Genomic DNA, 14061 nt, shown 5'->3' on the forward strand with positions numbered 1-14061 from the left:
AGCTATCGGGAGCCGATACAACCGGCTATGATTTTACCTATTCTTGCCGCTTCTGTACCAAAGGTGTTTTTTATTTTATATACCTTACATTTTTAGTAAGTAAGTCATTTTTTTACCTTTTGGATAAAAAATAATCATTATCTACAATTGTTTGTATAAGTGGACTGTGGTATCATGTTTTTTGTAAGCGATACCATTTATACGGCGTGTTACTAGTTAGACTAGGCATAAGCCAAATAAACGGAGCGATTCTTCCGTTTTTTTGCCTTATGCCTTTTTTATTTTATTCGTTAATTTTTAATGCGCTTACATAATCTGACTGTACCTATTTTGAATCAATTGGTAACGTACATCGCCAAGAATGATTAGGAGGAACTACCATGATAAGATACAAAAACAAATTGATCCTTTCATTAGCGCTGGCACTCTCCGTCTCTCCTCTCACTAGCGCATTTGCTCAAGGAGAAACAACTCCTGTTGTAAAAAACGAGACAACGGCACAACGGATACAGCATCTGGTTGACTCCACAATTGACTTGTTTCGCAATAGCTCTCAAAAAGACAAATTTGCATTAATGGAAAAAAATCTGAAGGAAGCAAGCTCCTTAGACCCGTTTAACATGGAGTTAAAATTTTATTTGGGCTCAACCTTGGTTTTTCAGAAGAAAGTAGAAGAGGCTGTGGGCATCTACAAGCAAATTGTTAATTTCCAGCCAAATCATTTTGAGGCAAATCTATTGTATGGTGTTTATTCAAAGGTAAATGGCGACGAGGCTGCATATCATAAATCCATGGCTGCATTACAAAAGATAGATCCACAGCGGGCAGCGGCTTTCCTGGCGAAGCTGCAGGCAGCAGATGGATATTTAAAAACGGAACTAAATACCACAGTGCCTCAAAACCTGCCTCAAAACAATCATACGATTATCATTTTAGGCTTTGCACTTGAAAATGATGGCACTATGAAACAACCATTAATTGAACGTCTGCAAGCTGGATTAGCCATTGCAAAAAAATATCCTCATTCAAAAATTATCGTTACAGGCGGCTCGCCAAAAAATGGTATTACAGAAGCGGAAGCGATGAGCAAATGGTTGTTGGAAAAAGGTGTAGATCAGAATCGGATTGTATTAGAAAAAAGTGCATCTGATACAGTTGAAAACGCATTATGCACAACGGCTATTTTAGAGACTATGGGGATTACTGATGCGACTCTGGTAACAAATGCAACACATATGCGTCGAGCTCTGTCTGGCTTCCAAGCATCTAGTGATCACTATGCGCGCCTAATGGGAAAAGAAAATAAACGTACCTTTACGAACATGGTATATATGGATTACGCGTCTGCTGAAAAAGCAAAGCAAGTAACCAAGAATGAAAAGCTAGGGATTTACCGTGATCTATTACGCACCTCAGGAATCTGGGCATTCCCAGGCTATCAGCGCTAACAGAACAAATAAAAGACGGAAAAGCCCCGTTGAATGGGGCTTTTCCTTTATGCCGAACAGCAGAATGATAGTGGAATATGTATATATTTATGATCTTTCTAGTACCTTTATTGTAATATTTACTTTACCTGAGCTTGTGCACTTATTAAGTCTTTGTGTCTATACACACTGATTATGATGCCAAGATCTATGAATTTGTACATTAGATGAATACCAATGTCATTAATAAATGGCAAGGGAATCGGATCATCCAAAAGGATTGGTAGAAGCCCTGCGGACATTAAAATATTTCCCATGAATGTAAGTGAAAATATCATGAGAAAACTAGTTATTACACGTTTTCCATAGGAGTCATTTACTCTTTTGATCATTCTTGTAATACGTATAACAAAAAAGGCTATCAAGGTAACGAAGATTATACCTAAAACCCAACCAAAGCTATAGATTAGGTATAAAATATAAAAAAATCATCCAGAATTGGGATTGTTTTAAATGCTGAAACAAAGCCTTGTCCCCATAAGCCTGCAGCATGTAGTAAGTTTGAAATTTGAATATATGTATAACCCGAGTCTAGTGGATCAGCATATGGATTTATAAATCCAATAAAGTTCTTATCAGAACGTATAATAAGGAAGATTACTGTATATATGAAAATACAGAGAATTAAAGACAAATACCATCTGAGTTCTTTTCGTCCTACTCTGCTCAAAAAGACTACCGTAAAAAACTGAAGTTATATATGAGCAGTGCAAAGTAGGAATTGGCTATTATATACAACAAATCTGGAATTATTATAAATAGAACAGCCTTCATGAAAAGGTTAAGAGTTCGCCATCTTCTTGAGAAAAAGATACCGATAAATAATAAAAGCAATAAATAAGGGTATTCACCAACTAAACCGAAGTAATTAGAATTTGTGTCCAGGTATGGGTGAGCATTTATCTTACCTCCGAAACTAATTGTAACTACCATTAACCAGATCGTTAGAAAAAAAGTAGGCCAGGAAATTTGCTTTAGCTTCCTGTAATCGAAAAAATACAAACCGATCATAAGTAGGAGGCCTATACAGGTAAAGGAAATTTTGATCCAAAAACGATGCTTGTCTAAATAATATTCTGTTAATTGTAAGGCATAAATCGCCAATAACCCAATCCCAATAAAAATGGTTATAATGCTGATTAGCCCCCAATCTATTTTGGGTCTATGGACCTGATGCAATTGTTTCCCCACAATGACTGGATCGTCCATTTGGTGAATAGCATGTTGAACGGCATCCTTCTTTGTGGCACCTTCCTCAATCTATTCCTTGATAATATCAAGTAGATGATTTTCCATTTCAAGTCGTATTTCATGATGGACTTCTTTGGCTTTAATCTGTTCACATATCTTGTTCAAAAAAGCTTGTATATTCTTATCATTGATGAGGTTACTCATGCGTGCTCCTCCCCTATGATCCGATCTACAGCGGTACGGAACACGTACCATTCTTTTCTTTTATCCCTCAAATGTGCCAGGCCCTCATCAGTTATTCGATAGTATTTTCTTTTACGTCCGTCATACTCTTTCCAATAGGATTCAACAAAAGCATTGCTCTCTAAAGAGTGCAGGATAGGATACATCGTCCCTTCTTTTAAGGTAAAAATACCATCTGAGTTCTTCTCGATCTCTTTAGCTATTTCATACCCGTACATTTCTTTTCTTTCCAGAAGGGTCAATATCAAAATAACGGTACTTCCTTTCATTAATTCTTTGTTTATTTTCATATTTACCTCCAATTAAATTGAAATTTACATAGATATATAATGCATAGTAAATCTATGTATTAGTATATAGCATATTATATGGAAAAAAACAATTGCTACTCTAAATGGTGTAATTGCGAGGGGACGAGTATTATTTCTATTATTTTGGAATTTATTGTAAAGTTCCGGTTCTACACATCTGTATTGTGGTATATTGTTACAACAAGCAGAGAGAGAATAGAAGAGAGGTGCAATATGGAAATTAAGGTGGATGAAAAAGGCAAAACAAAAGTTGCCATTATAACAAGCGACAGCATTATCATTCAGAATGTCAACGATGCTTTGGATTTAATAGCGAACGTAGGATACTATGGATGCGAGAAAATGCTTTTGAGAAAAGAGCACCTGACTGAGGAGTTCTTTAATTTAAAAACAGGTCTTGCAGGTGAAATTTTACAAAAGTATACAAATTACAAAATGAAGGTTGCACTGGTTGGTGAATTTGATTCCTATAACAGCAAGAGTTTGAAAGACTATATGTATGAATGCAATAAAGGAAAACAGGCGTTTTTCAAACAAACAGAAGAGGAAGCGTTAGAATCGCTCCATGGCATAAATACGTAAAAATAAGCGGTGTCAGATCAGTATTTTTCGTAGCCAATCATTCCACATAGATGCACAATCCAAATGTTAGCAAATCACTGGAAAAAGACCATCTAAACTTACTAGATGGTCTTTCTTTTCATTACTCATCTCCTGTCGCCACAGGGCTGTCTGGATAGGAGGACCAATCGCTCCAGCTTCCTCCGTACAGCTTCGCATCGGGTCGACCGGCTCTCATAAGCGCTAGGAGATTAACGCATGCTGTTACACCCGATCCACAGTACACAATAATTTGTTCTTGCTGTAATAATTCGCCGAAATAATTTTGCAGTTGTTCTTTCGTTTTTAATGTACCGTCTGCTTGCAGGGTATTTTTGTAAAAGAAGCACGTGGCTCCGGGAATGTGTCCTGCCTTAGAGTCCAATGGTTCCATATCCCCACGATAACGCTCCGGGGCACGAGAATCGAGGAGAGGTGTAGAAGACTCCCGTTGAACCACTTCATTCTTGGTTAGAAGCATATCTGATTGGACATTAGCTGTGAAGGAACGCGGCTTTCTATTCAGGATTTCTGTACTAGTCGGATAATTAGCTCTGTTCCATGCGGCATAACCACCATCCAGTACATATACCCGCTCATGTCCAACGTAGCGTAACATCCACCACAAGCGTGCCGCCATTGCCAAATCATCCCCGTCATAGGCGACAACGGTTGTATGCTGGTCAATACCGATACGGGAAAATAAGGCTTCCATCGCGGAAGTGCTCGGCAATGGGTGGCGTCCGCCATGCCCCTGCTCTGTTTTTTGGCCGGATAGGTCTGACTCCAAGCTGATGTAGACCGCCCCTGGAATATGCCCTGCATCGTAGTCTGCACGCCCTAGATCTGGCTGTCCGAGTATAAAACGGCAGTCTAGTATCACAATTGAAGGATCGTTCAGGCGCTCATAAAGCCAATCGGCTTGCACCATGGGGTCTTGCAGCTTACCCTGTAACATTTCATCCCATCCCTCCAAACAAGATCAAAATTATTGCTTTTTTTCTACTATAACAGATTAAAAGTTGTTTCGTCTTTGAAAAGAATGATACATTGAGGTATAGAGGGGCATACCTTTTCATTTCCATGAAATACATATGATTAGAGCAAGAAAACATTTTGTTTTTCAGAGATTGTCACATTCATAGGTTAAACAGATTAACAGGTAGGAGGATACCATGATAAAAGCGCTAGTATTTGATTTTGACGGAACCATCTTGGATACGGAGTGGACATTATATCAATCATTTAAGGAAATCTATGATTCTTATGGTGTAATACTTCCTGTTGATCTATGGTCACAAGGGGTGGGGAGCGAGCTTGTATTTGATCCTTTTGCTCATTTGGAAGAGCTGATTCAAGCGCCGATTGACCGAGTTGCAACAGAAGATAAGTGGTTAAATCGTCACAGAGAATTGTTGCAGACAGCAGATTTGCGCCCAGGTGTACGGGATTATTTAGAAGCAGCGCGTTCTCTAGGGTTAAAAATTGGTCTTGCCTCTAGCTCCCCTCGCTCTTGGGTAGACCCTCATCTAAAGAAATATGGTATACGTGACTATTTTTCTTGTGTTTTAACCAAGGATGATGTGCTGCAAGTCAAACCTGACCCAGAGCTTTACACAAAAACGCTCGAATGCCTTGGAGTAAGACCGTATGAAGCAATTGCTGTGGAGGATTCAGTCACTGGGGCAAAAGCTGCCAAAGCGGCTGGAATGTACTGTATTATTACACCGCATGAGCTATCTCGTAAGCATTTTTTTGCAGAATATGATGTGCGGATGGAATCTCTTGCGGAGAGACAGTTGGAGCAGGTGTTAGAAGATTTTAAATAACGTTCTTTTAAAGAAATCGATTTTTCCTATAAGCGTGCGCTATTAAAATTCCATACAAAAACCCTTCTGATGCCCAGCCCTATTTTTAAGACGGGACTAGCAGAAGGGTTTTGATTTGTAATCTACATCGTTGTTTTATCTTACGAACAAATGTAATTTTACTGAGCTTCTTACAAGAAGCTGCTCTTGTTCATTCTGTTATTGACGTTTACCAAGGAAGACAACATCGTCATCATCTGAGATGGAATGTTCGCGAGGCTTGTTCTGAAAAGGCCTATTTTTATGTGAAACGGTACTGGTAAAAACATGAGGGCCATTGCCATTTTTCAGTCCTTGGATAAACCGACTAGCTTTCCCTGCTATAACAAGCGCCACTACGGCAATCAATACAATTGGAATGAAAGCTAACATCGCTAAAATGAGTAAAAATTTCATCTTGGTCTCCCCTTTAAGCCGGTTAGTAATATATACGAAATAGGAGCAGGGAAGTTTCAGGCTTGTAAATATTTTTGAAAAGGTGTAAAGTCAATTTCTTTTTCTTTTAAATGGGCAATCAAAAATTTATGGTCACGTTTTGGCGTTGCGATGATATATCCGCGAATGATTAGCTCTGTTGTCATATGTTCAGCTTTTTCATCCAGTGCCAGCTGTCCAATTTTCGCAGCAATGGTACGTCTTGCAACGGGACGGAACAATTCAGGCACAGGGCTTACCAGTTCGTTTAATAGCTGAAGGCTGTCGTCATCCCACATATGTCTGGTCTGATCAATAAAGTGATCTTGCCAATCTAATTCCGATTTGCCATCTTGCTTAGGCATTGATTTTAGGAATTTTCGGAACATAAAATAGCCACCAATGGCAAACAGACCAACCAGCACAATAGTCCAACCGACAATAAACCAGGAAAACAATCCGTTCACAAGCTACACCTCGTTATCGTTATGCTTTTTACTATCCGTAATTTAACTATCGAACTAATATTTTCATTGTACAACAAATATTCCGTTTTTTTAAGAGGAGGAATAGGCCGAAGCTACCCAAACTCACACCGATTACCTATACTGAATTGCCTAATCAGGGATTTTCTCTTTCCAATTCTACACGAAATGAGTAAGATAGATAGTACAATAGCTGTTGGAAAAGGGGGCTCGTGCCTATGTTTACACTTGGACAACGGGTAATTATCACAGCAGATTCCTTTGAACAATCGTTGCCAATCGGAGAACATGCCTATCTTATTGGCCGCGATCGCAACCCGGATTCGGCTTTTGACTGGTTGATTCGTGTCCCAAAATATGATCGGCATTTTCCTGTAACGGATAAAGATATTGCTTTAGAAGAGACCATTTGGGCAGAAGCAGCTGAGCGAGCGCAGCAAGAAGCTTTGCTTGACTTTGCCTTGGCTACCAAAAATGAAGCTTTGTTTCGAAAAGTGGTAGGTCTTGCTGACGAAGAGCCTGAACAAGGTGCGACAAAGGAATCACCTGAGGAATTTATTCGTAAGGTAAATATGAAAGCTTGGATATAGGTAACGATCGGAATGATTTCCCCGTAGGGCCAAATGAAAAGGAGGCTTGGGGAGATCATTTTGTATTTTCTCTGCCTTCATTGCAGGAATTGCAGGGTGATAACAAGAAGTCTGTTAGAGAAGAGATCGATTTTTTAAAAACTAGGTGACGAAGCTTATATCGCCATGGAAAGAGAGGCCTTTTAGCCATGTCAGATTTTATCGAATTTCAAAATGAAGATGGACAGAGTATGCAGTTATCCCGTGAGGATTTTCAAAATACAATAATTCCAAAGTATATGGAGCTTTACTGGAATGATAATGAAAAATTGCGAGAGTTCGCTATGGAGCTGGTGCGTCAGGAATTTCCAGAGCAGGCTTCCAAAGCAGCGGATCGCTTATTGGAATTATACGGTCCAATTGAACCAGCAATGATATTCCGTTCCATTGTACATATGCAATTAGGGGAATTTCCACAGGCTCAGAAGCTATTGCACGAAACGATTGATCAATACCCGGAATCAGCTACCGCTCATCTTAATCTGGCACGTCTGTATGCTCATGGAGGCGAGGAGCATACAGCAGGCTTACTGCTGCAAAAGTCATTGCTTATTGATCCAAACCAAGACAATGCATTGGAATGGCTGACCACTTCCTTTATGGAAGCAGGTAAGAAAGAGGAGCTATATCAATATTTAACCGAGCTTGGCAATCGCGAAGGTGCATGGCGCCCGCATTATGTGTTAGCCCTAGTCGCTTTAAAGGAAGGCGACCTGTTGACTGCTATGAATATGTTTAAAGAAACACTCGAGAAAGTAAACGGTCATGAAGAAATTGTCATGAACGTGACAGGGGAACTTGGACAAGCAGGGTATGTTTATCAGCTTATCCAGATAAGCGAGCAATATTGGAAACCAAGCTTTGAACGACCTTATGCAGGCTTTAACTATATCAATGCGCTGTTACAAACAGATGAGACAAAAAAAGCGATTGATGTCTTAAAAGAATTAGTAGAACATACGCGTGAAGAATTTAAGCCAGCGGTACAAGAGTATGTGGACAAATTGCCACAGGAACTTCTGGAAGCACACCAAGCAGATGAGAAAAATCCAGTAACCACCAATGGAGAAACGAAGAAGCCTTGGTGGAAAATTTGGTAGTTAGCAAGAGACGCTTATAAAAAAAGAGACAAGGCGCTATTTTCCTTTTAGGAAGAAGGGGGCCTTGTTTTTTGTTTGTAATGGTATTCGGAGTATAACAGTTTGCTGATGATACCCTCTAGAAACCTGAACAAAAAGGTGATAAAATGCAATTATATATTTGATAATGATTATCATTTCTAATTGTGGACATATCTTTCGTGAAATGGACCTGCAAATGTAGATATAACTGTTAACGAAAAAGCTGCCTGTTATAACGATACAGATATAAAACTTCACAATACCATCAGATCAATAAACCATCGGGGAGGAACATACTCATGACAAAAGCAATGCAGACGTTGGCAACACTAATTACGTCCAGAAGAACTGTACGACAAACCGAAAACACTCCAATTCCGCTGGAGATGATCCATAAAATTTTAGAGCAGGCAGCATATGCACCTTTTCATAGCGAAGTAGAGCCTTGGGCAGTCAAAATGGCTTCAACTGAGCAAGAAAAAAAGTTTTTTTTCCAATGTGTCTTCAATAGCTACGAACGAATTGGGATTTTTGAATCTCATACGGATGAGAAAAAAGAAAAGGTGAGAGAGGCATATCGAGAATACTTTGAAAGTACACCGATTTCGATGCTGATAGCAACAGATGTATTTGATAATGAGAAAAAGGATTTTGAAGCAGTTGGGGCTACGTGTGCATTTATTCAAAACATTCAGTTGCTATGCTGGGAGCAGAACATTGGGGCTGTATGGCGGACCAATCCTTATATTTTTGACGCAGAATTTACAAAGGAAATCGGGTTCCGTTCCAACCAAAAAATTGTAGGTTCTCTTCATTTAGGCTATCCACAGCAGGTACCTAAAGCCAAAGAACGCCGATCATTAGATCAATGGGTATCGAGTATTCAAGTAGGGGCGAAATAAGAGGCCAGACGATCGCAATATCAACATTCCATGAACCACCAGCGTGTGGCGATGGAATGTTTTTTTGTAAAGGGAAGATAAAAGATATAAGTAGATTTGCATAAGCTTGTGATTTGAAATAGAGCAGGGTATACTTAATTTGTTTCCTAGGAAACAAAAATAAAGAAGAAAAGGAGAAGGAAATACGTGATTACACAACAAATTGTCGGGAAGCTGCAAAAGCTACTGCACCAACATGAGGAAAACCTGAAGCAAAGACAGACAGGCTTATTGAACTCGATTCGAGATTTAGACAGGCTGACAGGAGAGCTGACTTTATCTGAACTGCATGTAATCGCTTGTATAGGAAAACATGGCCAAGTAAATGTAACAGCAATTTCACAAGAGATGGATATGACTCGTGGAGCGATTTCTAAGATTAGTACGAAGCTTTTGCAAAGAGGTTATCTAGTAAAAAAACAAAGAGCTGATAATCAAAAAGAGGTTCATTTTCAGTTAACACCGATGGGTGATGAAATTTTTCGTTTACATGAGGAGCTACATGAACAGGCAGAGAGGAGAATCGAGAGGTTTTTACAAAAGTACTCCAGCTCTGAACTTGCTTTTATTGATCGATTGCTAAGCGATGCCATTGCTGAACATAAAAACAAGCAGGCAGAATAGGGAATTGGTTAGGAGGAAAGAGAGAATGAAAACAAAAGTGATATTGTATACATTAGCCATCAGCGCGTTAGTAGGATCGCTGTCTCAAAACATCTACACGCCGATCTTACAGCAAATGCAGGAGCAATTACATACATCACCGTACCTAATCAATCTAAGTATTTCTGTGTTTACCATCGCTCTAGCTGTAATGCAAATCGTGTATGGACCCTTTATTGATAGTATCGGACGCAGGGCTGTGTTGCTTCCTAGTCTGCTTCTCTATGTGATAGCTTCTGTGGGATGCGCCTTTGCCGAAAGCATTTTTGGGTTTTTATTTTATCGTGTATTACAAGGAATTGGAGTAGCCGCCATCCCCGTGATAGCTGCTACGGTCATTGGAGATATATTTGAAGGATCGCAAAGAGCTCAAGCTATGAGCAGCTATCAGATGCTTCTCTCCCTAGCATCAGTAATCGGGCCGTTATTAGGCGGTTTTATTGGAGGCCAGAGCGGATTTGCGGGTATTTTCTCTTTTTTAGGTGCAACCGGTCTTGTTATGTTTATCGTTAGCTTAGTCTTTGTACCAGAAACGAAGCCAACAACGGGAATCGTACGAACATTTCAACTAAAGGCTTATGGAAAAGTACTTGTTCACCCGATTGGGCGGATCGTACTTCTGCTTGGCTTTGCTCAGTTCTATTTGTTTTACAGTGTATTGGTGTTTTTACCACATGTGCTCCAGAACACATATGGGTTATCTGCCCAGCAAACAGGGCTTGCTTTTTTACCATTGTCCTTATGCTTGATGGCAGGGAGTTTTGTAAGTGGAAGATTGAAAAAAAAACAGCAGGAAAGAAGTGAACAAAAATTGGTGTTCACGTGCTTTCTACATCTGATAGCGGTTGTCATTTTTACACTGACAGCAAATATTTCTATAGGATGGCTTTTGTTTAGCTTATCTTTATACGGTTTTAGTGGCGGTTATGCCATGCCAATCCAAAGTACGCTGCTAACGGAGCTCTTTGTAGCAGAGCGAGCAACAGCGATTGGCTTCTATAATTTTATTCGTTATGTCGGCATGGCGGCAGGACCGATTATCGGTAGCTTCTTGTATCAAGGGGGACAATTTGTTTTGACATTTGGAGTGGGAGCTACAGGATTTGCGATTGTCATTTTATTTGCGAGGAACATGATTAGAATACGTGAAAAGCAGCTTTTGCAATAGCTGGTGCCGTTTAAAAGCTTTTTTACGCCACAAAAACATCATTAACTTAGGAAAGGTCATCCAAGGGACGTGGGTGGCTTTTTTTGTTATCCAACAGACTGCTAAAAAACGTAACGCCATAGTAGAACATTATGTCTAAGTGCAAAAAATAGTGTAATGATTTTTTTATGCTGGATCAAATAAATGAATCAAATGAGGAGAGGATGACTTAGATCGTACGCTTATTGTAGCAAGTACGTTGGCATTGATGTTATCAGCTGTATCCCCATTTTCCCCCATGCTGGTTAATGGAGCGAAGGCAGCGGAAAGCAAAACTCAGCAATCGTTAACTCTAGAGCAGGTAATTGCGGAAATCAATAACAAAACGCCAATCTCTAGCTATACGGAGGCAACATTTACGACACAGAATCGGCTTATAGCAAAGAGTCCTAGAACGGCTACAACGAATTATAATGGTGAGACAATACAATAAATAATCAGTTGCGAATGGAAACTACGAAGGATGGTAGGACGAGCTTTTACGTTAGTAAGGGAGGGAAGTCGACTAGTTATAAGGAAGAAAGTATGGAAGGAAATAAACAAGCTGTTATATCTTCAACAGGAATAACGGCAGCTACCGATAACAAAATTAATGCGACAAAGCAAGAATTAACACGGCTAAAAAATGATATTCTTGCAGACGCCAGTGTTACTTTTCATATTGCGGAAGAAACGTTGCTTAACCGAGATGTCTATCATATCACTAAAAAACAAGAGGCAGTAAGAAACAACCAGTCTCGTATTACCACTAACGAACTCTGGATCGATAAGGAAACCGGTCTAAAGCTAAAGTCTATTACGAATGCAAATAACAAACAAATTTCCGAGTATTTTGTAACAAAGATTGATGTTCATCGGCAATTTAATGAAAAAGACTTTACTCTTGATTTACCCAAGGATGTCAAAATAATAGAAAACTAGGTGAAAAGAAACCAGCGTTATATCCTCAAAGAATACATGAAAATATACCCCTCAGTAAAAAAATGACTCTGATGTTCATTCAGGGTTATTTTTTTATGCCCTACCACTTGTGAACGTTACAGTCAGAGATGCAAAAATGAAAGTTTTGATGCATTTTGATCATTGTCGTATATTGACGAAATTTGTATAATAAGCGTACCTTTTCAAACTTGTTATCTTTCAATCCAATGGTGGAAAAAAAACGTTATTAATCTGACATTTGATTGAATAACCTGGAGATGGATAATAAATGATCTGAAAAAGCTCTTGCCAAGGCAAAAGAGCTTCTTAAGCCTTGTTCGCCATAATCAGCAAAATGAATGCTGTAGAAAAAGATTCATAGAGTGGGCAGGTTTGGTTAGGTTTGATTGCTGAGGATTCTATATAACTGTAAAAGGGGAGATGATCTATGTTTTTTAAGTCAGTACAAGCTAACGAGCTTACTGCTTTCGTAGAGGAAAGCCGAAGGTTACGCAAAATGGTTGAAATGAATGACTTTTCCACTGAGTTTCAGCCGTCTACAGATAGCTCAGAAGCAAAGGAATTTGCTGAAAATCTGAATGCTATTCTAAGAACGATGCAAAGCTTTAGAGAAAATGTAGCTGTTCGGCTTGAATTAGTCACGGAAGCCATTGAAGTGGGCTTATGGGATATGAATGTAGTAGCAGGTGATCCTGTAAATCCTCAGAATACGTTTACCTGGACGGATGAATTCCGAAGAATGCTGGGCTATCGGGACGAAACCGATTTTCCTAACGTTCTTCATAGCTGGGCATCAAAATTGCATCCAGATGATCATGACCAGGTTCTGGAAGCTTTTGAAAAGCATCTATTGGATCACTCAGGAAAAACTCCTTATGATGTGGAGTATCGTTTATTATTAAAAACCGGCGAATATCGCTGGTTCCGAGCTACTGGGGCAACGGTTCGAGATGCTAATGGGATTCCTTTACGGGTAGCGGGCGCTTTATTTGATATACATGATAAGAAAATGAAAGAACAAGAATTAGAATCCTTGGCAGAACGGTATGATCTTATCAATCGTGTTCTAGTGGAAGCTCCTTGGGATATGACCGTAGTTGAGGGCGATGTTATTAATCCAAATAATGAATTTTGGTGGTCACCTCAATTCCGCAGAGCTCTTGGATTTAAAGATGAAACCGATTTCCCAAATGTGATGAGTAGCTGGAGCAACAGACTTCACCCAGAGGATGAAAAACGGACCTTGGAAGCCTTTGCTAATCACTTGAATGATTATAGCGGGAGAACTCCATTTGATATTGACTATCGGCTACGCTTAAAAACCGGTGAATATCGTTGGTATCATGCTAGCGGTGAAACCATTCGAAGTCGCACTGGTATTCCATTGCGTGTAGCTGGGACCATACGGGATATTACCCTTGAAAAAAACAAAGAGCAGGTCGTACGTGAAATGACCTCTCAAATGAAGCATCTGTCAGACTCTATTAGCGATATGGTTAAAGGCGTCAATTCGATAACCAATCAAGCTCAGGAGCTTGCTGTTGCGCAGGATCAATCAACTGAAGCTGCCAATAAAGCAAAGGGCAGTGCAGATGAAACCAAAAATATTTCAAAGTTTATTAAAGAAATTGCTGAGCAGACAAATTTGTTAGGCTTAAATGCAGCCATCGAAGCAGCTCGTGCAGGTGAGCAGGGGCGCGGTTTTGGGATTGTCGCAGACGAGGTAAGAAAGCTAGCTGTACATAGCGCAAATGCCACTGTAAACATTGAAAGCAGTTTGAATGACATGAAGGAACTCATTGAAACCATTCTGTTGCATATTGGAAAAATGAACACTCTTACACAGACGCAGGCGGCCTTGACAGAGCAAGTAAACTCGTCAATGGATGAGATTAATAAAATGTCACAGTCTCTGGTGGATTTTACCAAAACATTATAGGTTTCCATCGTAGCATGAGG

The 14061-nt window shown here is 39.6% G+C and carries 17 protein-coding genes and 1 pseudogene; 11 read left to right on the plus strand and 7 right to left on the minus strand.

Features of this window, described 5'->3' with window-relative positions; genetic code table 11:
- Positions 1-380 precede the first annotated feature (380 nt).
- Entirely contained in the window at positions 381-1448 is a 1068-nt protein-coding gene (locus tag QZ995_RS07495; RefSeq protein WP_301805052.1) for a YdcF family protein, read from the plus strand.
- Between the two features lie 119 nt (positions 1449-1567).
- Here the strand turns inward: QZ995_RS07495 and QZ995_RS23805 are convergent, their stop codons facing one another.
- The 4 genes and pseudogenes from QZ995_RS23805 to QZ995_RS07505 form a co-directional block, all read right to left on the minus strand.
- On the minus strand, positions 1568-1906 hold the full coding sequence (locus QZ995_RS23805) for an FtsW/RodA/SpoVE family cell cycle protein (protein ID WP_366919685.1): 339 nt from the start codon (positions 1904-1906) through the stop codon (positions 1568-1570).
- A pseudogene (locus tag QZ995_RS23810) lies at positions 1894-2163 on the minus strand (FtsW/RodA/SpoVE family cell cycle protein); the annotation flags it as partial. The gene QZ995_RS23805 and the pseudogene QZ995_RS23810, both read right to left, overlap by 13 nt.
- Before the next feature lie 584 nt (positions 2164-2747).
- Positions 2748-2882 (minus strand): hypothetical protein, encoded by a 135-nt coding sequence (locus QZ995_RS07500; protein ID WP_301805054.1) that lies wholly within the window; start codon positions 2880-2882, stop codon positions 2748-2750.
- On the minus strand, positions 2879-3211 hold the full coding sequence (locus QZ995_RS07505; protein ID WP_301805057.1) for a PadR family transcriptional regulator: 333 nt from the start codon (positions 3209-3211) through the stop codon (positions 2879-2881). The genes QZ995_RS07500 and QZ995_RS07505 overlap by 4 nt, the downstream gene beginning before the upstream one ends.
- A gap of 234 nt (positions 3212-3445) precedes the next feature.
- Between QZ995_RS07505 and QZ995_RS07510 the strand changes: the two genes are divergently transcribed.
- Positions 3446-3814 (plus strand): DUF4180 domain-containing protein, encoded by a 369-nt coding sequence (locus QZ995_RS07510; RefSeq protein ID WP_301805060.1) that lies wholly within the window; start codon positions 3446-3448, stop codon positions 3812-3814.
- A 121-nt stretch (positions 3815-3935) separates the two neighbouring features.
- On the opposite strand, the gene QZ995_RS07515 is transcribed toward QZ995_RS07510, so the two are convergent.
- Entirely contained in the window at positions 3936-4790 is an 855-nt protein-coding gene (locus tag QZ995_RS07515; protein WP_301805063.1) for a sulfurtransferase, read from the minus strand.
- A 217-nt stretch (positions 4791-5007) separates the two neighbouring features.
- Here QZ995_RS07515 and QZ995_RS07520 point away from each other — a divergent pair, with 217 nt between their 5' ends.
- The gene (locus QZ995_RS07520) at positions 5008-5661 is read left to right on the plus strand and encodes an HAD family hydrolase (protein WP_301805067.1); all 654 of its coding nucleotides are present in this window, start codon (positions 5008-5010) and stop codon (positions 5659-5661) included.
- A gap of 198 nt (positions 5662-5859) precedes the next feature.
- On the opposite strand, the gene QZ995_RS07525 is transcribed toward QZ995_RS07520, so the two are convergent.
- Positions 5860-6096, minus strand: coding sequence for a hypothetical protein (locus QZ995_RS07525; protein ID WP_301805069.1), 237 nt, complete (start codon positions 6094-6096; stop codon positions 5860-5862).
- Between the two features lie 56 nt (positions 6097-6152).
- On the minus strand, positions 6153-6581 hold the full coding sequence (locus tag QZ995_RS07530; RefSeq protein WP_301805072.1) for a DUF2621 domain-containing protein: 429 nt from the start codon (positions 6579-6581) through the stop codon (positions 6153-6155).
- 236 nt (positions 6582-6817) lie between these two features.
- On the opposite strand from QZ995_RS07530, the gene QZ995_RS07535 reads away from it, so the two are divergent.
- From QZ995_RS07535 to QZ995_RS07570, 8 genes are all read left to right on the plus strand, one after another.
- Positions 6818-7189, plus strand: a complete 372-nt coding sequence (locus QZ995_RS07535) for a hypothetical protein (protein ID WP_003338077.1) — start codon at positions 6818-6820, stop codon at positions 7187-7189.
- 188 nt (positions 7190-7377) lie between these two features.
- On the plus strand, positions 7378-8328 hold the full coding sequence (locus tag QZ995_RS07540) for a tetratricopeptide repeat protein (protein ID WP_301805075.1): 951 nt from the start codon (positions 7378-7380) through the stop codon (positions 8326-8328).
- 320 nt (positions 8329-8648) lie between these two features.
- Entirely contained in the window at positions 8649-9251 is a 603-nt protein-coding gene (locus tag QZ995_RS07545; protein WP_301805077.1) for a nitroreductase family protein, read from the plus strand.
- 186 nt (positions 9252-9437) lie between these two features.
- On the plus strand, positions 9438-9914 hold the full coding sequence (locus QZ995_RS07550) for a MarR family transcriptional regulator (RefSeq protein ID WP_301805078.1): 477 nt from the start codon (positions 9438-9440) through the stop codon (positions 9912-9914).
- Positions 9915-9939: 25 nt separating this feature from the next.
- Complete coding sequence (locus tag QZ995_RS07555) at positions 9940-11121, plus strand: MFS transporter (RefSeq protein ID WP_301805079.1); 1182 nt, start codon at positions 9940-9942, stop codon at positions 11119-11121.
- A 247-nt stretch (positions 11122-11368) separates the two neighbouring features.
- A complete protein-coding gene (locus QZ995_RS07560) occupies positions 11369-11593 on the plus strand; it encodes a hypothetical protein (RefSeq protein ID WP_301805082.1) in 225 nt (74 codons plus the stop codon).
- A 92-nt stretch (positions 11594-11685) separates the two neighbouring features.
- On the plus strand, positions 11686-12081 hold the full coding sequence (locus tag QZ995_RS07565) for a LolA family protein (RefSeq protein ID WP_301805083.1): 396 nt from the start codon (positions 11686-11688) through the stop codon (positions 12079-12081).
- A 448-nt stretch (positions 12082-12529) separates the two neighbouring features.
- On the plus strand, positions 12530-14041 hold the full coding sequence (locus QZ995_RS07570; RefSeq protein ID WP_301805086.1) for a methyl-accepting chemotaxis protein: 1512 nt from the start codon (positions 12530-12532) through the stop codon (positions 14039-14041).
- The last annotated feature ends 20 nt before the right edge of the window (positions 14042-14061 follow it).

This window comes from Brevibacillus laterosporus (assembly GCF_030489605.1).
Taxonomy (GTDB): Bacteria; Bacillota; Bacilli; order Brevibacillales; family Brevibacillaceae; genus Brevibacillus_B; species Brevibacillus_B laterosporus_E.

Bases quoted from the DNA above. Each gene is read 5' to 3' on its own strand.
- QZ995_RS07555 (WP_301805079.1), top strand. From the start codon at position 9,940: ATGAAAACAAAAGTGATATTGTATACATTAGCCATCAGCGCGTTAGTA.
- QZ995_RS07540 (WP_301805075.1), top strand. From the start codon at position 7,378: ATGTCAGATTTTATCGAATTTCAAAATGAAGATGGACAGAGTATGCAG.
- QZ995_RS07505 (WP_301805057.1), bottom strand. From the start codon at position 3,211: ATGAAAATAAACAAAGAATTAATGAAAGGAAGTACCGTTATTTTGATA.
- QZ995_RS07515 (WP_301805063.1), bottom strand. From the start codon at position 4,790: ATGTTACAGGGTAAGCTGCAAGACCCCATGGTGCAAGCCGATTGGCTT.
- QZ995_RS07570 (WP_301805086.1), top strand. From the start codon at position 12,530: ATGTTTTTTAAGTCAGTACAAGCTAACGAGCTTACTGCTTTCGTAGAG.
- QZ995_RS07500 (WP_301805054.1), bottom strand. From the start codon at position 2,882: ATGAGTAACCTCATCAATGATAAGAATATACAAGCTTTTTTGAACAAG.
- QZ995_RS07495 (WP_301805052.1), top strand. From the start codon at position 381: ATGATAAGATACAAAAACAAATTGATCCTTTCATTAGCGCTGGCACTC.
- QZ995_RS07520 (WP_301805067.1), top strand. From the start codon at position 5,008: ATGATAAAAGCGCTAGTATTTGATTTTGACGGAACCATCTTGGATACG.
- QZ995_RS07525 (WP_301805069.1), bottom strand. From the start codon at position 6,096: ATGAAATTTTTACTCATTTTAGCGATGTTAGCTTTCATTCCAATTGTA.
- QZ995_RS07535 (WP_003338077.1), top strand. From the start codon at position 6,818: ATGTTTACACTTGGACAACGGGTAATTATCACAGCAGATTCCTTTGAA.
- QZ995_RS07565 (WP_301805083.1), top strand. From the start codon at position 11,686: ATGGAAGGAAATAAACAAGCTGTTATATCTTCAACAGGAATAACGGCA.
- QZ995_RS07560 (WP_301805082.1), top strand. From the start codon at position 11,369: ATGTTATCAGCTGTATCCCCATTTTCCCCCATGCTGGTTAATGGAGCG.
- QZ995_RS07545 (WP_301805077.1), top strand. From the start codon at position 8,649: ATGACAAAAGCAATGCAGACGTTGGCAACACTAATTACGTCCAGAAGA.
- QZ995_RS07510 (WP_301805060.1), top strand. From the start codon at position 3,446: ATGGAAATTAAGGTGGATGAAAAAGGCAAAACAAAAGTTGCCATTATA.